Origin of the sequence: Sphingomonas sp. CFBP 13720, assembly GCF_014842075.1 — a bacterium.
Classification (GTDB): domain Bacteria; phylum Pseudomonadota; class Alphaproteobacteria; order Sphingomonadales; family Sphingomonadaceae; genus Sphingomonas.
Genome location: NZ_JACYVA010000001.1, coordinates 43148 through 61947, shown reverse-complemented (window position 1 = coordinate 61947; position 18800 = coordinate 43148). Strand labels below are relative to the sequence as shown.

Below are 18800 nucleotides of genomic sequence, written 5' to 3'. Positions count from 1 at the left end.
ACAAACGGCAATGGTGCGGCGGCCCGGCAGGCTGCGGATGTGCGACGTTCGCCGGACCAACGGCGTCAACGCGGCCGCGGGGCCAGTCGCGCGATATGCCCCGCCATTTCGAAGACGGTCGTTTCCGCAAGAAGAGATACGGCCGGCGCGAGCGTCGCGAGGGCGCGAGCCTTGTCATAGGCGTCGAGCGCGTCGCGCAACGCCGGCCCATTCCGATCCGCCGCCGCCGCCGCGATCAGCGCGGGTGCGCGTTCGAGGAATACGGCGTAGCGCGGTTGTGCCGCCTTCGCGCCCAGCGACCGGGCAAGCCGTGATCGCACCCGGTTGTCGGCATCGCCATCGGCGGCGATCGTCGCAAGATCGCGATCGAGCGCCGCGATCGACAGCCCGGCATAGGCCAGCGCGCGCCCCGGCGATCCGGCGGCAGCCGCCACCAGCGCGCTCACTTCGTCGTCGGGCAGGTCGGGGGACCGGTCGCGCACGACCTGCGCCACCTGATCCGCCGGTAACGGATCGAACCGCAACTGGCGACAACGTGACCGGATCGTCGGCAGCAATCGGCCGGGCGAATGACTGACCAACAGGAAGATCGTACCGACCGGCGGTTCCTCAAGGCTTTTGAGCAGCGCGTTGGCCCCGGTGCGTTCCAGATCATCGATCGCGTCGATCACGACGACCCGGCGCCCGGCGAAGGTCGGCTTGGTCGCTAGCAATGGTTGCAGCGCACGAACCTGTTCCGCCTTGATGCTACGCGCGATGTCCTGATCGGGCTTGTCCGGGTCCTTGGGCAACCGCACCAGTTCCCGGTAATCGGGATGCGCGCCCGACGCGATCAATGCGGCTACCGGGTGATCCGATGCGATCGCGCCCGTCATCCGGTCGCGCCCGTCATAGGCGGTGGCGAGTAGCCGCAACGCCATCTCGCGCGCGAAACCGCCCTTCCCCACGCCCTCAGGCCCGGTCAGCAGCCACGCATGATGCAGCGCACCGCTGGCCGTCGCGGCGACGAACGCGTCGCGCGCAGCTTCCTGCCCAAGCAGGATCATGGCAGCAGGTCGGCGATCGCGTCGATCAGGCGTTCGGTCACCGCATCGACCGCGCCGGACGCGTCGATCCGGCGGACGCGTTCGCTTTCGGAGTCCGCGATGCGATCGAACGTGGCGACCACAGTACGGTGGAAATCGGTATCGCGCGCGGCGAACCGGTCGGCCTCGCCACCATCGCGTGCCATGGCCCGCGCATCACCCTCCCCCGCCGGCAGGGTCAGCAGCAGCGTTCGATCGGGCAACAGGCCCCGCGATCCGAACGCGTGCAGCGCGAGGATGGCGGCATCGTCGATCCCCTGCGCACCCTGATACGCGCGGGTACTGTCGATGAACCGGTCGCAAATCACCCAACTGCCGGAGCCGACCAGCGGCTGGATGACCTTTTCCACATGGTCGGCGCGGGCGGCGGCGAATAGCAACGCTTCGGCATGCGCGCTCCACCGCCGGACGTCGCCCTGCATCAACAAGGCGCGGATCGCCTCTGCGCCGTCGCTTCCCCCCGGTTCGCGGGTCAGCACCGCGTGGACGCCGCGCGATTCGAGCGCGGCGACCAGCAGACGGGCCTGGGTCGATTTACCGACCCCCTCCCCGCCCTCCAGCGTCAGGAAGCGACCGGCGGTCAAGCGAACAGCGCGGTGATGCCTGCCCAGACCCGGCCGAAGAACCCGGCCTCGGCAACATCGGTCTCGGCGACCAGCGGCAGGCGTTGTTCGCCGGTGTCGGGCGAAGTGATGACCAGATCCGCGATATGTTGGCCCTTGGCGATCGGTGCCTTGATCGGGCCGCTATAAACGACCTTCGCCGTCATCGGGCTGTTGGTGCCGGCCGGCATCGTGACGGTCAGCGCGCGCGGTGCGACCAGCCCGACGGTGGACGCATTACCCATCTGCACGTCGGCGCTTTCGACCCGCTTGCCCGCCGCGACGATCGGCTTGGCACGCCATGCGCCAAAGCCCCAGTTCATGAATTTAACCGATTCGGACGCCCGCTGGTTGAAGCTGGTCAGCCCGGCGACGACCATCACCAGACGGCGTCCGTCCTGTTCCGCAGATCCCGTGAACCCGTATCCGGCTTCGTCGGTATGGCCGGTCTTCAGTCCGTCGGCACCGCGGACCCGACCCAGCAACGGATCGCGATTGCCCTGCGTGATCGCGCTGCCGCTGCCGAGCGTCTTGCCCCAGGTGAAGTTTTCCTTGGAATAGAACTGCTTGTACAGCTTCGGATGATTTTCGATCGTCGCTGCGGCCAGCTTGGCAAGGTCGCGGGCGGTCACATAGGTGCGCCCTTCGTCGGGCCAGCCGTTCGACGTGCCAAAATGGCTGTTAGCGAGGCCCAGTTCCTTCGCCCGCTGGTTCATCAGGCCGGTGAACGCCTGTTCCGACCCCGCGATCTTCTCCGCCAGCACGACGCAGGCATCGTTCCCCGACAGGACGACGATGCCGTACAGCAGGTTTTCGATGCTGACTTCTTCGTTCACCGACAGGAACATCGTCGAACCCGCCTGCGGCCCGTGCCATTGCTTCCATGTTTCGGGCGAAACGATCGCCGTGTCACTCAGCTTCAGTTCGCCCTTTTTGATCAGGTCGAACGCGACATAGGCGGTCATCATCTTCGCCATCGACGCGGGCGGCATGCGGCGATCGGCGTCCTTGGCGAACAGCACCGCGCCCGACGACAGGTCGGTCATGAACGCGACCGGGGCCGGCGTGTCGAACTGGGGCGCGGCGGCGATGCCCGGCGTGGCAACGGCGATGGCGGCGATGCTAAGGAAGGCGATCTTACGCATGGGATACTGGTTCCGTCAGTCTTGGGCGATGATCCGCGCGTCGCCGAAGCCACGCCGTGCCAGGTCGGCACGGGCGGTATCGGCGGCAACCCGGGTGGCGAAGGGGCCGGCCTGAACCCGGTACAGCGGACCCGCGCCGCGCACAACGCCGCCAACCGATTTCGCAAGCGCGGCGGCGCGGTTCGAGTCCGACAGCGCGGCGATCTGGACCATGTATTTACTGGAAACCGGCGGGCGGGCTGGTGCAGGCGGCGATACGGGCCGCAACGGCTTCGCGACGCGCGGCGGGGCGACGCTGTGCACCGCCATTTCGAGTGTCGGCCGCAGCGCCGGCAGCTTGCGGCGCAACGCTACGAGCAATGCCGGCGGCGCATCGAGCCGCGTCACCGCGCCGCCGCCCTGCAGCACATGGCGATCCTGTGGGGACGGCGTGACCGGCCGTACCCGCACCGGGACCAGCGGCGTCTCCGACAGGCGCAGCGCGGCGGCGGCAGCGGGCGACAGGTTCGCGACGCGATCGGGCGGCAGCGGCACACCGGCGCGGACCATGGCGACGATCGTCGCGCCGCTGTCCAGCGCGGTCACTTCGGCGAAACTGCCGTCGGGCAGGCTGCGATGGACGATCCAGCTTCCCGCTACCGGATCGCTGCGACCGGCCAGCCCGACTTCATCGAGGCGGAATGACGGTGCCACCGGTGCAGGTTCCTGCGCCGGCGCGACGATCGCCAGCAGCAGCGCGATGCTCACCGCGCGACCTCGTCCGCCAGCAGACCGACCGAAAGCGCATAGAAATTCGAACAATTGTAATCGAGGATCACGCGATAGTTGCCGGTCAACAGATAAGCGGTCTGGCCCGGGCCGTCCGGCTCGATCAGCGTCGCCTGCACGCCGGGATCGACCCGACGGCCATCGGCGGGCACGATGCCCAGCGCCTGCCACTCGCGCAGCGAGCGCCACTGGCTGTGCCGTTCGAATACGCGCGGACAGCGCGGCGACAGCGATCGGGGCGCAAGGACTGACCGGTCGAACCCGGCGGGCAGGTTTACGGCGAACCCCCATGGCTGGCCGGGGCGCCAGCCGGCATTGACGAAATAGTTGGCGATGGACGCCAGCGTATCCGCCTCGCTGGACCAGATGTTCGCGATTCCGTCGCCATCGCCGTCGCGGGCAAGGCGCAGATAGATCGACGGCAGGAACTGGGGATAGCCGAACGCACCGGCCCAGCTGCCCTTCAACCGTTCGCGCGGAACGCCTCGATCGATCATCTTGAGCGTCGCGATGAACTCCGGTTCGAACAGTGTCCGTCGCCGGCCCTCATAAGCGAGCGTGGCAAGGCTGCGCGGCAGGTCGAAGTCGCCGGTATAGCCGCCGTAATTCGTCTCGTGCCCCCATATGGCGACCATGATCTCTTCGGGAACGCCGGTTTCGCGCTCGATCGATGCCAGCCGGGCACGTTGTGCACGATAGGCAGTCCGCCCGCGCCCGATCCGCGCCGCATCGACATGGCGCGCGCGATAGGGCGCGAACCGGGGGATCGCACTGGACGACGACGTGCCGGGTTGTTGCCGGTCCAGTTCCACCACGCGCGGGTTGTACGTCAGCGTCGGCAATACCGCCGCGATCGTCTCCGCCCGCACGCCCTGCGCACGCGCCCGTACCGCGACATCGCGCAGATATGCCTGAAACCCCGCCTCGTCCTGCGCAACGGCCGATCCGCCCGCCGTCGCCACCAATAGCGCGGCCAGCGCTGCCTTCACCAAACGCATCCTGATCGCCTCCCGCTGACCGTTCGTTCTTGGCACATGGGATCGCGGGGATGAACCCCCCGTGTCGCAGATCGCGACAGGGGGTTGCGCGACCCCGCCATCGCGCTTTACGCCGGCCGAAGAGGAAGAGTGTCCGAGTGGTTTAAGGAACCGGTCTTGAAAACCGGCGAGCGGGAAACCGTTCCGTGGGTTCGAATCCCACCTCTTCCGCCAAAGCGTCGTACTAGCAGGGCTGGTACGATTCGACTTTCGATTGATTCTAGGCGTTTGCGCCCGGCGCGAGCGTCTATAGACGCGCAAAACGCTTTGTGTAACACTCCGATACTAATGCGGGCGTCTCTGATCCCGAAACTCAAACCGGCAAGACACTCCAGAATTGGCTGGTTCAACCCACCTGCAGACGTTCAAGGCCTGTTTGTCGCTACTGGGAACCTGCCGTTCATTCACCTCGGTTGCATTGCTTCGTTCAACTTGGCTTTGGTCTGAAGAATAGAGCTCGCCAACCTGACCAGCTCACAACCCAGCTTGATCAATCATTGAGGCGACCTCACTAGGCAGTGCAGACTCTAGCTTGGGCAGGAACCGGTTAAGCGCCGTCTGCACGCGCTTGCATGCCACCTGATATGCCTTGTGGCGGATCGCGCGCGTCGCGTTGGTCCGCCAGGATGGACTCTCGCCGAGCAGCGCCTCCCATTTTGCCTCTTCTGCCTGCAAAATCGATAGCGCTAGGCGCAGTCCATCCCGCCGCCCACGTGCATATTCTTCGGACATGGCTAAGTTCTTAATCATGACGCAACGTTGGCCTCGCACCCGATCGTTGGCAAGGCAACTTACTTCGGGTGAGCGGCCGACCGTGTCGCGGGTGGAACGATCCAGGGGCGAACATTCGCGGCGGGTAAGATTCTATTGGAAACGTTTCGTCGGTTCAGAAGCCGCTAAGAGTCCGTTTGAGATTGTGTCAGGCGCTGACGGGTCGGTTGTAGATGACGGTTCGGTTCGTCGCGAAGGGTGGGTCGATGACCTCGCTGCGCCATTTCCTATCGAAGCCGGGCAGCATTTCGAAGCGAGCCATGCCCCCTGAAAACCGGGTAGTTCTTCGTGGATGGTGCGTATCTGCTCACCATCGCCGGCGTCGGTGAAAATATTGCAGCAGATCAAGTCGGTCGTGAGTTCATTGAGCTTGTAGGCGACGATCGCGCTCACCTCGTCGAAGGATACGGTATCGGTCCACTTGCTCGTGACGATCGCGAAGCGTTGACGATGGTGATGATCTCGGCCGTGCGCATCGGTTGTCCGTTCAGGGGGTGAGCCGCCGGAGCATGTTGCTGGCCATGGTAAGATGGATCATCGCCTCCGACACGTCGAGGCTCTTCTCGTAGTCGTATCCGCGTGCGCCAGCGTGTCATCCAGCCGAAGGTCCGCTCGACAATTCAGCGGCGGGGCAGCACCTTGAAGCCGGAGACGTCGTCCGACCGGCGGATGATCTCGACGGTGAAGTCACGCAGCGCGGCCGATTCGAGCAGCGTGGTGCGGTCGTAGGCGCCGTCGCCGAACAGGTGCTTCAGCCATGGCCAGCGACGCCAGTCCCTTCGATAGGCTTAGGACAGGCGTGGCGCTCTCATGACGAGCCTGTCCCATACGGCTTCCTTCCATTCCAACGAAAGGATCGCACCATCAAACCTTGGGATCAAACACCTGGCCCGTTGTTGGCGCTAATGTGATAGTTCCTTCCCGCAGTGCGATGGAGTAGAGTAGTCCTGTTTCCTTCATGACCCGCTCACGAAGTCTGCTCAACATGCCAAGCGTTGCAATACGGAACGCTGGCCAATCTAAGGCGGCAGCTCCGTCCCGCCACGTCTCCAGATAGGATTTCCAATCACGTTTGATCACTTCGAATTCCACTACCAGGCTAGCTGCGTCGGCTGGATCCTTCGATGCAATTATTGCCGGGTAGATGAAGCTGTCCTCCTTTGCCAGATGAGCCTCGACGATCCGAGCGAGCTGACTGAGCAATCAGTCGATTGCGACGGAGCCGCTACGATCACCCGTTGCTAGTTTCTCAACTGCTCCCACCAGCTGATCGATTACGTCATGATCGCGAATTAGGTCTTGATAGTCGGTTAACATCTGCTTCCAAATCCGGCGTTCGATTATTACCTCTTCAGAAGAATGATACCTTGAGCGACGACATAAGTCATTTTCCCTCAGAGCAAGGTTGTCAGGGACGATGCGGCGTCGCAGGGTCTGATCCAAGCGCATGGTTAACAAGTGCGTAATGCTAGAGAGGCGGATTCACATGGACGATGCGATACGGGCGCAGGAGCGTAACTACTGGCTAAAGGAAGCACGCGAACGTGCGCTAGACGTCGAGGCGATACGGACGCGTGGAGATGCTGCCCACGTGCTGGCCGGCGCGGAGTTGCGTCTTCAGGAAGCCGAGGAACGGCTGACCGGTATGCAGGATCCAAAAACCTGACGGAGCACGTTCTGTCGAATCCACCGCCTGCCGGGAAAAGTTGACGAAGACCCGAGAGGGGATCGTATCATGGAAATCGCTGGTACACGCGGCGGCGGTCAGCCAGGCCCATAAGGCTGAGCGTAAACGCTCCGAGCGCGACGGCTGATTGGGGAGTGGGAGAGTAATGGCTGCAATCGGTACCCGGATCGACGAGATTGGTACGCTGGTGCGTGACGGCAGCGCGTTCTACCTGCGTCGTGATTTGGGCGGACGCTACCGGCTAGAACTGCACCGCACGCCGGTAGACGAGGTTGAAAAGCGGGTCCGGCTGATCGGCACTTTGGTCGATACCGATCTCGTTCACGCCGACGGCATCGCGTCGGCATGATCCAAACCGGAGGTAACCTGCAACCGTTCGGCGCAGGAACGATTCGGACCGACTCATACGATTTGCCCCGCCGTCGACCGTGACTCAGATTCGAGACCATGGAACAGCGGATCACCCATGCCTGCGGCCACGAGCAGGTTCATCTTCTCTACGGGTTCGATAGCCAGGTCGCGCGCAAGGCACGCTGGTTATCCACCACAAAATGCCGCGCCTGTTTTGTCGCCGACAAGCAGGCAGAACAGGCAAAGGCTGCAGCACAAGACAGCGCAGCGATCGCGCATCTCGACCTACCCGCATTGACGGGTAGCGAGCGACAGGTCGGTTGGGCAACCGCCATTCGCGCCGGTCGCCTCGCTGCTCTGACTGCTAATCCACACACGCGCGCTGCTGCTGATTGCGACCTGTGCTTGCGGATCGTCGACGCAGAATGGTGGATCGACCATCGTGATTTATCGCATGCGGACCTCATCGCACGAACTGCCGAACTCCTGCCCGTCGCTGACATGCTGGTAAACCATCAGCGGTCCGAAGCTGTCCGGCATGAACGTCCTGCGACGCTATAAAGCGTTTTAGTGCACCACACGGTTCGTGCAGTCGCGCGCGATGCGAGCGGTAGACTCTTAGTTATCAAAGAGTTAAATCGCTGCCGGGGGATTGCTTGGGTGTGGCATGGCCTCCAGTCAAACGCGATAATCTCGGCACCAATGATGGTCGAGGACGCGATCAGAAACATTCAGCGTTCTTCGAGGTGACGTGCCGCAGGGCATGAGGCGATCATCGCTCGCTTCTAATTCGTCCGCCACCTGCAACGGCAGTTAATTCCTCGGAAGGGGTGCCGGGCCAGGCCGCAGACTTGGCAACCTCATTTGATTCAACCCACGCATTCATCTGGAAGAAGCATCTTGCTGGGGCTGAGCTTCGTACCTTTGGTGTAGCACAAAGGGTACAGCGATGAACGGCAGACTTCCGACGCGATCTGCGGACGCACTGCTCGCCGCGCTGCTCTGCGCACCCGGTGTCGCAGAGGCGCATGTAAAATGGTTTTGCGGACCTATCGACAGCTCGGCATCACCAAAGCCCTTCGCTCAGGTCGTGACGCCGTTCTTCGTTGAATTGCTCGCAGTGTTTCTCGGCCTCGTCACGGTTGGTGCAATGCTCGATGCCCTGATCGCACGCTTTGCCCGAACACCGATCGTGCCTATCGATCGTGCTGCGATGCTAAGCGATTCGCTTGTTCGTATTGGCATCGGACTTTACGGCCTATGCCTGTGCGGTAATCTGGCCGTCGTCATGTGGGCAGATCCATCAAGCGGATCGGTCCTGACGCCGGACCTGTACGGAACCAATCGCATGGTCGGCTACGTGCAGCTGGCAATGGCGGCAACGGTCCTGATCCCGCGTCTGTCGATCGTCGCGGCAGCCTTGCTCGTCGGTTTATACGCGGTGGGCATCGCGAAGTTCGGCCCGTTCTACATGATCGACTATCTCTTCTTTCTCGGACTTGCCGCCTACATCGCATTGAGCGATCCGCGGCTAGGCAAGTTCTCTGTCCATCGTTTCCGCGTGTCCATCCTCATCGGATCGCTCAGCTTGAGCCTCATGTGGACGGCGGTTGAGAAGTTCCTGTTTCCACAGTGGACCATTGCCGTACTGCTGCTTCATCCCGGCGTCACCGCCGGGCAACCATTCCCCACCGTCGCCACCATCGCAGGCTTTGTCGAGTTCACCCTGGCGTTCTACCTGCTGGCTGGACGGGAGATACTCGGCCGGGTTGGGGCGGTGTTGCTGGGGATCGTGTTCGTCGCCGCGATGCCAGAGTTCGGCATGCTTGACGTCATCGGCCATATCCCGGTCCTTTTGATCCTGTTGGTCGCGCTGATTACCGGCGAGACGCCATTGCAGACCCTGTCGCGGGGAAGCCAACCGGGCATCCTCGTCTCCGGGTGGAGGGTTGGCGTCGGATATATCGTCGCGCTGGCAACGCTGATGGGACTCTACTACGGGCTACATGCTTTATCGGTCGGCTAAGCTGATCTCAGCCCGTCGCCCCGGCATAACATAATGGACTCAGACCCAAGCTGGCTCGATCGTCGCCTGCGCCACATCGTTACTGAGCGAATTCCACGCGCGTTTTAAGGTGCTGGAGGCCGCGCCGTACCCAGCTCTTGGCAGTTCCGGGCGGCACTCCTGTCCGGTTAGCGACTTCGACGTAGGTCATACCAGGCTCGATGCCGTGCGGTGAGCCTTCTGGTAGGTTGCGTCGATCATGACCGTCTGCGGCTCGGCGCCAGCTGCAGCCAGACCTTCCATCATTCGCGTGAACACACCCGCCTCGCCCCAACGCTTCCACCGATTGTACAGCGTCTTGTGCGGGCCGTACTCGCTGGGTGCATCTCGCCAGCGCAGACCATTGCGGTTCACGAATACGATGCCACTCAGCACCCGCCGGTCGTCTACCCTCTGCCTCCCGTGGCTCTTGGGAAAGAACGGCCGCAGCCGCTCGATCTGCTCATCCGTCAGCCAAAACAGGTCACTCATCCCGGTCTCCTTGCGGAGCCTGAATCAGATCGCGACGCTTACATCAATGGGTCCTGACCCTAGCCAACTCCTGCCTGTTCTTGTTGATCGGTAGCCACGAGGCGCACCAACCGATTGCACTGTATCGCTGCCTCTGGTCATCGCGATCGTCCTGACCCTGATTGGTCGCGTAGCGGCGGTCTATCCGCTCGCCCTGCCGTTCGCACGATCTCGGTTGCCGGCTTTCGGCGACCTATCAGCATGTTTTGGTATGGGGCGGCCTGCGCGGGTGCGGTCGGGCCGGCGCTTGCCCTGGCGGTGCCTGCCAGCGTCGTCGAACGGGCCGAGATCGTTGTGATCACCTTTGGCGTGGTGGCCTTCTCGATCTTTGCTCAGGGATTGACGATGCCGCGGCTGCTCCGCCGATGGAGCCTGACTGAATCAGCCGAAGCAAGGCATTGATACGGCCCTACCTGGAACCGGCGCAGCTTGCCAATGCTTGGACGCTTGAAGGGGAACGGCTTTGACGAGGTGGCAATGGCTAATCCGCCTGCTGACACGCAGGATGTGGTTCAGAGCAGCGTTAGTCAGCGCGTTCGGGGGCGCACTCGCCCTTGCAGGTGCACTGGTTGGACACACCATCTCCTACCAGTTCGCCGCGACCATCGGCGCAAAGTCGGTCGATGGCATCCTGACGATCCTGGCGTCGAGCATGTTGGCGGTGACCACCTTCTCGCTGACCGCGATGGTGTCTGCCTATTCAGGCGCGACCAGCACGATCACGCCCCGCGCGGTCCAGCTGCTGATCGACGACAGCACGGCGCAAAACACGCTCGCGACTTTTCTAGGCAGCTTCCTGTTCGCAATCGTCGGCATCATCGCACTGTCGACCGGGCTGTACGGCGAGACCGGGCGTGTCATCCTCCTGGCCGGCACGGTTGCAGTCATCCTCTTCATCGTCGTCACCCTGTTGCGCTGGATCGAGCATATCACGCGGTTCGGACGGGTGTCAGACACGATCGATCGGGTAGAGCGGGCGGCATTAGCAGCAGTCGACACGATCCCCGTTCCGCTAGCACTCGGCACCGAGCGGACGCAGCTGGAGGCTCGCGGCATGACGCCAGTCATGCCAAAGACGATGGAGCGGGTCACCCACGTCGACGTTGCGGTGCTCGGAAAGCTGGCAGAGGCGATCGGTGCGGATATCCATGTCCTCGCGTTACCCGGCAAGCTCGTCGAACCCGAGCGACCGATCGCGCTTGTCGCGGGCGGGTGCGACGACACTGCGGTCGACAAGGTCAGACAGGCGTTTACCCTGTCCCATCACCGTACATTTGATCACGATCCACGGTTTGGACTGGTCGTGCTATCCGAGATCGCGTCACGCGCATTGTCGCCGGCGGTCAACGATCCCGGAACGGCAATCGCAGTGATCGAAGCGAGTGCCCGTGTGATGTTGCGCTTGGCTGATCATCGGACAAAGGATGGTGCGCAGCTGCCCGCCCGGGTTCATCTCCCGCCGATACACTTTACCGAACTGCTCGACGACTGGTGTCGTCCGATCGCGCGCGATGGCGCGGCGATCGTTGAGATCGGCATCAGGCTGCAAAAAGCCCTTGGTGCATTAGCCCGACACGCCGAGCCGTTCCGACCGCTCATCAAACAGGAAGCGCACGATGCGGCAGAGCGCTCGAAGGCGGCGACGACGAACGAACAAGACCGTATGCTCCTCGAGCACACGCACTATAGCCACTTCGCCGAACCGGGCTAATAGTTCCGACTCGGCAAACCTGACCCAATCCCGGCCATTCGCGACATATTTATCGCTTCCCAGCTGCGGCCATTCGTTCATCTCAATCTCTACCGCTTGTCCCATTTTGAGGACGAACCGATGGCGATGCGGACTGTGCAAGCAGCCACCGAGGTCGCCCCAGGCACCATCGTCCTCAAATCTATAGGATCAGAGGCCGAGTAGGCGCCGATATTCCGCCTCGGCAAACCCGTAGGTGTCGCCAGCGAGCCGCAGCAGCCGCTCGCGATCGCGCACGATCACGCGCCCGCGTACGGAGCGGACAGCCTCATCTTCTTCGAGCTTGTGCAGGGCGTCGGTTACGCTGCTGCGACGGACACCGAGCATGAGCCTGAACTCCTCGTGTGTCATGCAGATGTCGTCCTCGCGCACGCGGTCGTGGTAGAGCAGGATCCATCGCGCCATCCGCCGTTCGATCGAGTGGGCGAGCGACGAGACGATCGTCCTGGACATCTGGGTCATGACCACGTCGACGAAGCGGAGCAGGACGGTTCGGATCTCGGGACGTTCGGCCAGTACTCCGTGCAATGCTGTGGCCGACAGCCTCATAGCCGTGCCGTGTTCGGCCCGCATCACCACGTCATGCGACCAGCGCTTGTTGCCAAGTAGCAACTGCCAACCGATGAACCCCTCGCTTCCGACCAGCGCGACCGCGTAGCGGCGGTCGCCCTCGAGCGAGTCGAGTATCGCAGCGATCCCGGTCAACGGGAAGCAGATGCTGTCTGCCGCATCGCCGGCGCGCGCGATCATGTCGCCGTTGCGAAACGGCATCAGTTCCAGATGCGGCGCAAGGGCGGCGCGGTCAGCGTCATTCAAAAGACGTAGCAGCGCATTCGCTTCACACGGCAGCGCGTTAGACCTGCGCGTCCCATCTACCATCGAAGCCATATCATCCATGCCGTCGCCCTTACTGCCCAACCTCGCTGTCCCAACGCTTGGGTCTACTTTCGTACCGAAACGCTGAAGGTCACCCGATGGTTAGGAAACGAATAGTTACAGGAGGAATATTTGCGCAGAACCATTTCCATGCTGATCGCCGCGTCGACCGCGATCGCAGGTGTTCCAGCTCTGGCCCAGTCGGCACGCTCGGTTACCGCCCCTCCTCCACCACCGCCGTCCGCGACACCCGTGCAACCCTCGAAGGCCGCACCCGACATGCAGTCGGTCCTGGACGCGCTTGCATCGCTCGGCGGCAAGCCGATCGAAACGCTCACGCCTGCGGAAGCCCGCATGCAGCCCTCGGCCGCGGACGGAGCCAAGGCGGCGATGCAGAAGAAGGGAATGCCGACCGCGCCTGATTCGTCGGTGACGACGCAGGACCTGCCGTACGGCAGCGACCCCAAGCAATTCGCGCGCATCTACAAGCCGGCCGGTGCACCTGCGGGTGGCAAGCCGATGCCGGTCATCGTCTACTACCACGGCGGTGGTTGGGTCATTGCCGACGTCGACACCTACGATGCCGCACCGCGGGCCATGTCGAAGGCGCTGAACGCTATCGTCGTCTCGGTCGAGTACCGCCACGCACCCGAGTTCAAGTTTCCGGCGCAGCATGATGATGCGGCTGCTGCCTATCGCTGGACGCTGCAGAATGCGGCGAGCTGGGGTGGCGACCCCGCACGGATCGCGACGGTCGGCGAGAGCGCCGGCGGCAACCTTGCGGTCGCGACCGCGATCTACGCGCGTGACAACGGCCTGACGGTGCCGCGGCACATCGTCTCGGTCTATCCGATCGCGAACAGCAGTATGACGCTGCCTTCGCGGCGGGATTCGGCGAACGCCAAGCCGCTCAACACTGCCATGCTGCCGTGGTTCGGCTACTACTATCAGACGAGCAAGGCGGATGCGCAGGATCCGCGTCTTAACTTGGTCGCCGCCAACCTGCGTGGTTTGCCGCCTACGACGATCATCAACGCGCAGATCGATCCGCTACGCTCGGATGGAGAGACGCTGGCGGCCGCGATGCGGGCGGCCGGTGACAAGGTCGAGCAGAAGACCTTCCCGGGCGTTACCCATGAGTTCTTCGGCATGGCCAAGGTCGTGAACGGCGCCAAGCAGGCGAATGATCTCGCAGTCGCACGGTTGAAGACGGCGTTCGAAGCGCCTGCAACCCGCCGCTGAGCGTGACGGCGGCGGCGTCGAGCCGCCGCCCCCTTGCCGGAGAGGACCAATGACCATGACCCAGACCCCCGTCCGCTATTCTCCCGACGTGGAGGATGTGAAACCCGACGAAGCCGAGACGATCACGAAGCTCAACGAGACGTTCGACAAGATCCTTGAGACGACAGCGGAGGACTATGGTCACGCTGTACGTTCGGTCCACGCCAAGGCGCACGGCTTCCTCGATGGGGTGCTGATTGTCCATGACGGGCTTTCCCCCGAGCTGGCCCAAGGCCTGTTTGCCACCCCGGGCGAGCACAAGGTCGTCATGCGCTTCTCGACCAACGCGGGCGACATCCTGCCGGATACCATCAGCCTGCCGCGTGGTCTGGCGCTTAAGGTGATGGACGTCGACGGTGAACGCCTGCCCGGTGCCGATGGACAGACGCAGGACTTCGTCATGGTCAACGGCCCGGTGTTCCAGAACAAGACCGCCGACCAGTTCCTGGGTAACTTCAAGCTCCTGGCAGCCACCACCGACAAGCTCGAGGGCACCAAGGAAGCGATGTCCAAGGTGTTGCGCGGTGTGAACACCGTGCTCAGCGCGGTCGGGATTGAAAGCCCGAAAGTGCAGACGCTCGGCGGGGCGCCCAACTCGGATCCGCTCGGTGAGACCTACTTCAGCGTCACGCCGTTCCGTTACGGCGACTACATCGCCAAATTCGCGATCTTCCCCGTGTCCAAGGACCTGACCGATCAGACCGACACCACGATCGACGCGACTGGCCGGCCGGACGCCTTGCGGGACGTGATCCGGTCGGAAACCCAGGTGCTTGAGATGGAGTGGGAGGTGCGGGTGCAACTGTGTCGCGACCTCGAGGAGCAACCGGTCGAGGACCCGACCGTCGAGTGGAAGCAGGACGATGCGCCCTTCCAGACCGTCGCAACCATTCGGGCGGCCAAGCAGGACAGCCTGACCGAGGACAAGTTTCAGAAGATCAACGAGGAGATGCGCTTCTCGATCTGGACCGGTCTTGCCGCACATCAGCCGCTCGGCAACATCAATCGGGCTCGTAATGAGACCTACCGCCACTCCGCCGACTTTCGCGCTCGCGTGAACGGCTGCCCATACCACGAACCTGCCGGCGGTCGTGCCTGACCGGCGAAGGTGGCGTTCGGTTCTTTCACGCTGAATATGGGCAGCTCGGCGCGGAGACCAATTGGGCCTTTGGCCGTTCCGAAAGCCGTCGCAGCGATACTTCCACAGCAGCGGCGAAACGGCAGGGCCGACGAAACGTTCGCAAAAGTTTGAACCGCCAGGAGGCTGACAAATGCCGATGATTACCGCCGGCGACCTCAACGTTGAGGTGTCGCTTCACGGCGCGGAGCAGGGACAACCGCTGCTCCTCATCCATGGCTGGCCGGACGACGCGTCGACATGGGACCAGATGGCACCTGCTCTGGCCGCCGAAGGGTTCCGCGTTATCGTCCCCACGTTGCGTGGGTTCGGTGCCACCCGCTTCCTCAACGACGATGCCCTGCGGACCGGCAACAGCGCGATACTTGCGATCGACATGATCGCGCTGCTCGATGCGCTCGGGATCGACCGCTTCATGGTCGCCGGGCACGACTGGGGATCGAACACCGCCGAAGCGCTCGCGGTTGGCTGGGCCGACCGGGTGGAGCGGATGGCCATGCTGTCGACCCCGCCCCGGCTCGGCGGAATGCCGACCCCCCCGTTCGAGCAGACCCAGCGACAGTGGTATCACTGGTTCATGGCAACTGCGCGCGGGGCGGAAGCAGTACGTGCAGACCGGCGCGGGTTCACCCATCTGCATTGGGTCAACTGGTCGCCACCGGGATGGTTCAAGGAGGCCGCGTTCGACTATGTCGCGCGGTCGTTCGACAATACCGACTGGGTCGACGTGACGCTCCACAGCTATCGCGCGCGCTGGGGCGAGGCGGAACCCGATCCACGAAGCGTTTGGCTGGAGGAAAAGGTCAAGGCGACCAAGACGTTGTCTCTGCCGACGCTCTACATCCACGGCGATGCCGACGGCGTGAACCCGCCCTCGACTGCGAACGACGTGCACACAAAATTTGTCGGGCCGTTCGCGCGCATCACCATGACCGAGGTCGGCCACTTTCCACAGCGGGAGAACCCGCAAGCGGTGGTGCGCCACCTCCTTACCCTCTTCGCCGGCAATCCCGCCGTGCTCACCGATGTCACCGATAGGAACCTGTCCATGAAGAAAGCCGCCCCCTATGCCGCCGGGATTGCCGCCATCGGCTTGGTCGCCGCTGCCGCAGCCGGTGTTGCCCATGCCCAGGGACGTAGCGCACAGCTGACGCAGGTGGCGCAGTTCGATCATCAGGCGACCGGCGTGGCGATGACCGAGGATGGACGGCGCTTCGTCAACTTCCCCCGCTGGACCGACGACGCGCCTATCTCCGTCGCCGAAGTGATGAAGGACGGATCCTTACGCCCCTATCCCGACGCCAAGTGGAACAGCTGGCGCAACGCCCGCGCCAACGAACTGCCGGTCGGCGAATATTTCGTCTGCGTGCAGTCGATCGTGCCCGACGGCCACGGTAATCTCTGGGTCGTCGATCCTGGCGCGCCCGGCAACGAGAAGATCCTCGAAGGCGCCCCCAAGCTCGTCCGCATCGATCTGGCGTCGAACACGGTGACGAAGACGATTCTGGTTCCCGGCGACGTCGCGCTGCAGGGCACGTATCTCAACGACATCCGCTTCTCGCCCGACGGCAAGACCGGCTACATCACCGACAGCGGCACGCGCGGCGCGATCATCGTCGTCGACCTGGAAAGCGGCAAGAGCCACCGCGCGCTCGATGGGCACGCCTCGACGCAGATCGACAAGACGGTGAAGGTCACGCTCGACGGCAAGCCGCTGGTGCGTCCCGATGGCCGCCAGCCCGCCTTCGCTGCCGATGGCATCGCGATCTCGAAGGATGGCAAGACGCTCTACTATCAGGCGCTGACCGGCAAGACGCTCTACTCGATCGACACCGCCAAGCTGCGGCCGGACGTCAGCGAGGCCGACCGGGCGGCAGCGGTGAAGACGGTTGCGCAGACCCACGTCGCCGATGGCCTGTGGATGAGCAAGGCGGGCGTGCTCTACCTGACCTCGCCGACCGACTATGCGATCAAGCGGCTGAACGGCGCGACCGTTGAGACCGTCATGACCGACCGCCGCCTGCGCTGGCCCGACACCTTCTCCGAAGGGCGCGACGGGACGATGTACGTCACCGCCAGCCATATCCAGGACACCAACTGGTTCACGCCCGGCGCACCGCCGTCGATCAAGACGCAGCTGTTCTCCTTCCCGCCCGCCAAGTGATCGGACATCCCATGACCTATCTGCGCTATCCCCCGAGCCTTGTGCGGATCAGAGAGGGATCGGGGCAGAATGGCAAGGCGTCGTTGCGAGGCGCTGCCCGTTCGCCCATGAAGGGGCATGGACTTCATGAAGTGGCTCAATTCGCTCGACGAGCTCCTCTATGAGGTGATGAGTTGGATGTTGTTCTTCCCACTGACACTCTGGCGAGCGATCTTTCGGCCCTTTGAGATCATGGGCGAGGTAGAGCGGCAAGCGAGCCTACCCGATGACCAGCAATATGCTGCATCGTTGAGCCCGCCTCTGTTCCTGGCTCTCGGACTCCTCGTCGCCCACACGGTTGCCACAGCGCTTGGCCAAACAGACCATCTTATCGCGAATGATCATGGCCTTGCAGGACTGGTCAGCGATAACAGCACCGCCCTCGTACTACGCGTCATTATTTTCGCGGCCTTCCCTTTGTTTCTAGCCGCCCGTCTCGTTCGGCATCGGAGGATCAAGCTGGACCGAGGTTCTCTGCGCCAACCCTTCTACGCTCAATGCTATCCCGCCGCGATCTTCGCTTTAGGAATGAGTGTCGGAAACAGCTTTGGACTGGACAGCCATCCTTGGGTCAGCATCACCGGGCACGTTCTGGTCGCCGCGAGCATCCTCAACTTTTGGGTGATCGAGAGCCGCTGGTTCGCGCGGGTTCTGGCGATCAGCTACCTACGCGCTTCGGCTAACGTGCTCGTTGGGCTGCTGGAAGGGGCGGCATTCCTACTGTTCGTCGGCTTCCTGTTTACGCGCTGACAGTTGACTCAACCAGCGTGAGTGCCACCAACGCCCTGCACGTTGGTGCTGACCTAACTGACCCACAAGCAGACACTCGCGGGCTCCTTGGGCCTTCCCAACTTCGGCCGTTTGTTCATGTAAGCATATCGTCGCGGACGGGGTCGCATGGATATAGAGGGTGCTGTCAGTCTTACGCGAACCGCTCTCCGCCAGAAGCATGTTGGGCTTTGAGGATGGACGCCTATCCGCAGGGTCGGAACGCCGTCTGATAGGGCGACGGAGCTGTCGAGCCGGCTGTGTTGCTCGTCGAAGGCAAAGCGATTGGCGGCGGGAAGCGCCGGAGCAACAGGCCGCTACTCTCCCGCACCGTCCACCCGCCACCGACATCCCGGCCAACAACAATGATTTCGTGCCCGGCCATCATCAACGCTCACGAAAGTCAGACAGATAGTCCTGCGGGCGAGCCTTATAGCTTCGCCGCCACCGCGTGCTGACCTAAACCTCGTCAAACAGATGCTTGCCGAGCATCGCTAGGGCGGTTCCTGTGCTGGCGCAAAAGAAACCCACTGTCGCCAGCGCGTAGGCAAGCGCTCCCGCCGTACGAGGCGCAACCTGCATCGCGATCAAACAGGTGAGCGCCAGATACGCCAATCCGCACAAGATCAGTCCAGGAATACGAAGACCGATGTCAGCCTTCCACGATCGATGCCACGATGCCATGCCACAACTCTCAAGGTGGCCATCCAGCTATCGGTCCGGACGTAGCATTTCGAGATCGATTCCAGGAAACTGCATAGCG

20 protein-coding genes, 1 tRNA gene and 2 pseudogenes are annotated in these 18800 nt (G+C 63.0%); 12 read left to right on the top strand and 11 right to left on the bottom strand.

The features are described from left to right. Positions 1–65: 65 nt before the first annotated feature. From IFT55_RS00380 to IFT55_RS00360, 5 genes are read right to left on the bottom strand one after another with little or no spacing between them, the layout of a single operon-like run. Positions 66–1046: a DNA polymerase III subunit delta' gene (locus tag IFT55_RS00380; RefSeq protein ID WP_192088436.1), complete on the bottom strand. Its 981-nt coding sequence runs from the start codon at positions 1044–1046 to the stop codon at positions 66–68. After that, positions 1043–1669 carry a dTMP kinase gene (gene tmk / locus IFT55_RS00375; protein WP_192088435.1) on the bottom strand — a complete coding sequence of 209 codons (627 nt, stop codon included), beginning with the start codon at positions 1667–1669 and terminating at the stop codon, positions 1043–1045. Before tmk ends, IFT55_RS00380 begins: the two co-directional genes overlap by 4 nt. Further along, complete coding sequence (locus IFT55_RS00370) at positions 1666–2832, bottom strand: D-alanyl-D-alanine carboxypeptidase family protein (protein ID WP_192088434.1); 1167 nt, start codon at positions 2830–2832, stop codon at positions 1666–1668. Before IFT55_RS00370 ends, tmk begins: the two co-directional genes overlap by 4 nt. A 15-nt stretch (positions 2833–2847) precedes the next feature. After that, positions 2848–3579: an SPOR domain-containing protein gene (locus IFT55_RS17655; protein WP_192088433.1), complete on the bottom strand. Its 732-nt coding sequence runs from the start codon at positions 3577–3579 to the stop codon at positions 2848–2850. Beyond that, positions 3576–4598, bottom strand: a complete 1023-nt coding sequence (locus IFT55_RS00360) for a lytic murein transglycosylase (RefSeq protein ID WP_192088432.1) — start codon at positions 4596–4598, stop codon at positions 3576–3578. The genes IFT55_RS17655 and IFT55_RS00360 overlap by 4 nt, the downstream gene beginning before the upstream one ends. 123 nt (positions 4599–4721) lie before the next feature. On the opposite strand from IFT55_RS00360, the gene IFT55_RS00355 reads away from it, so the two are divergent. Next, a tRNA-Ser gene (locus IFT55_RS00355) sits at positions 4722–4811 on the top strand. Between the two features lie 300 nt (positions 4812–5111). On the opposite strand, the gene IFT55_RS00350 is transcribed toward IFT55_RS00355, so the two are convergent. After that, positions 5112–5369 carry a hypothetical protein gene (locus IFT55_RS00350; protein WP_192088431.1) on the bottom strand — a complete coding sequence of 86 codons (258 nt, stop codon included), beginning with the start codon at positions 5367–5369 and terminating at the stop codon, positions 5112–5114. Between the two features lie 327 nt (positions 5370–5696). Between IFT55_RS00350 and IFT55_RS00345 the strand changes: the two genes are divergently transcribed. Continuing rightward, a complete protein-coding gene (locus tag IFT55_RS00345) occupies positions 5697–5906 on the top strand; it encodes a hypothetical protein (protein WP_192088430.1) in 210 nt (69 codons plus the stop codon). Here the strand turns inward: IFT55_RS00345 and IFT55_RS17310 are convergent. Further along, positions 5896–6178, bottom strand: a pseudogene (locus tag IFT55_RS17310) (transposase); the annotation flags it as partial. The gene IFT55_RS00345 and the pseudogene IFT55_RS17310 sit on opposite strands and share 11 nt — an antisense overlap. A gap of 94 nt (positions 6179–6272) precedes the next feature. After that, the gene (locus tag IFT55_RS00340) at positions 6273–6611 is read right to left on the bottom strand and encodes a hemerythrin domain-containing protein (RefSeq protein ID WP_192088429.1); all 339 of its coding nucleotides are present in this window, start codon (positions 6609–6611) and stop codon (positions 6273–6275) included. A gap of 283 nt (positions 6612–6894) precedes the next feature. On the opposite strand from IFT55_RS00340, the gene IFT55_RS00335 reads away from it, so the two are divergent. The 4 genes from IFT55_RS00335 to IFT55_RS00320 all read left to right on the top strand — a co-directional run bounded on the left by IFT55_RS00335 (position 6895) and on the right by IFT55_RS00320 (position 9472). Further along, a complete protein-coding gene (locus IFT55_RS00335) occupies positions 6895–7074 on the top strand; it encodes a hypothetical protein (RefSeq protein ID WP_192088428.1) in 180 nt (59 codons plus the stop codon). Positions 7075–7240: 166 nt separating this feature from the next. After that, complete coding sequence (locus IFT55_RS00330; protein WP_192088427.1) at positions 7241–7444, top strand: DUF5818 domain-containing protein; 204 nt, start codon at positions 7241–7243, stop codon at positions 7442–7444. A 98-nt stretch (positions 7445–7542) separates the two neighbouring features. Then, positions 7543–8007 (top strand): hypothetical protein, encoded by a 465-nt coding sequence (locus IFT55_RS00325; protein ID WP_192088426.1) that lies wholly within the window; start codon positions 7543–7545, stop codon positions 8005–8007. A gap of 388 nt (positions 8008–8395) precedes the next feature. After that, positions 8396–9472, top strand: coding sequence for a hypothetical protein (locus IFT55_RS00320; protein ID WP_192088425.1), 1077 nt, complete (start codon positions 8396–8398; stop codon positions 9470–9472). 192 nt (positions 9473–9664) lie between these two features. On the opposite strand, the pseudogene IFT55_RS00315 reads toward IFT55_RS00320, so the two are convergent. Continuing rightward, positions 9665–9982 (bottom strand): annotated as a pseudogene (locus IFT55_RS00315) (transposase); the annotation flags it as partial. Between the two features lie 240 nt (positions 9983–10222). Between IFT55_RS00315 and IFT55_RS17305 the strand changes: the two are divergent. Together IFT55_RS17305 and IFT55_RS00305 are read left to right on the top strand one after the other, a co-directional pair. After that, positions 10223–10423 carry a hypothetical protein gene (locus IFT55_RS17305; RefSeq protein ID WP_249403498.1) on the top strand — a complete coding sequence of 67 codons (201 nt, stop codon included), beginning with the start codon at positions 10223–10225 and terminating at the stop codon, positions 10421–10423. A 61-nt stretch (positions 10424–10484) separates the two neighbouring features. Continuing rightward, positions 10485–11732: a DUF2254 domain-containing protein gene (locus IFT55_RS00305; RefSeq protein WP_249403497.1), complete on the top strand. Its 1248-nt coding sequence runs from the start codon at positions 10485–10487 to the stop codon at positions 11730–11732. Positions 11733–11921: 189 nt separating this feature from the next. On the opposite strand, the gene IFT55_RS00300 is transcribed toward IFT55_RS00305, so the two are convergent. Then, positions 11922–12668 (bottom strand): Crp/Fnr family transcriptional regulator, encoded by a 747-nt coding sequence (locus IFT55_RS00300; RefSeq protein WP_192088424.1) that lies wholly within the window; start codon positions 12666–12668, stop codon positions 11922–11924. A 129-nt stretch (positions 12669–12797) separates the two neighbouring features. Between IFT55_RS00300 and IFT55_RS00295 the strand changes: the two genes are divergently transcribed. The 4 genes from IFT55_RS00295 to IFT55_RS00280 all read left to right on the top strand — a co-directional run bounded on the left by IFT55_RS00295 (position 12798) and on the right by IFT55_RS00280 (position 18019). Further along, positions 12798–13889: an alpha/beta hydrolase gene (locus IFT55_RS00295; RefSeq protein ID WP_192088423.1), complete on the top strand. Its 1092-nt coding sequence runs from the start codon at positions 12798–12800 to the stop codon at positions 13887–13889. A gap of 55 nt (positions 13890–13944) precedes the next feature. Continuing rightward, positions 13945–15027 carry a catalase family protein gene (locus IFT55_RS00290; RefSeq protein ID WP_192088422.1) on the top strand — a complete coding sequence of 361 codons (1083 nt, stop codon included), beginning with the start codon at positions 13945–13947 and terminating at the stop codon, positions 15025–15027. A 172-nt stretch (positions 15028–15199) separates the two neighbouring features. Continuing rightward, positions 15200–17230 carry an L-dopachrome tautomerase-related protein gene (locus IFT55_RS00285; RefSeq protein WP_192088421.1) on the top strand — a complete coding sequence of 677 codons (2031 nt, stop codon included), beginning with the start codon at positions 15200–15202 and terminating at the stop codon, positions 17228–17230. Between the two features lie 126 nt (positions 17231–17356). Further along, entirely contained in the window at positions 17357–18019 is a 663-nt protein-coding gene (locus tag IFT55_RS00280; RefSeq protein WP_192088420.1) for a hypothetical protein, read from the top strand. A 477-nt stretch (positions 18020–18496) separates the two neighbouring features. Here IFT55_RS00280 and IFT55_RS00275 read toward each other — a convergent pair whose 3' ends face one another. Beyond that, a complete protein-coding gene (locus IFT55_RS00275; RefSeq protein WP_192088419.1) occupies positions 18497–18721 on the bottom strand; it encodes a hypothetical protein in 225 nt (74 codons plus the stop codon). Between the last annotated feature and the right edge of the window lie 79 nt (positions 18722–18800).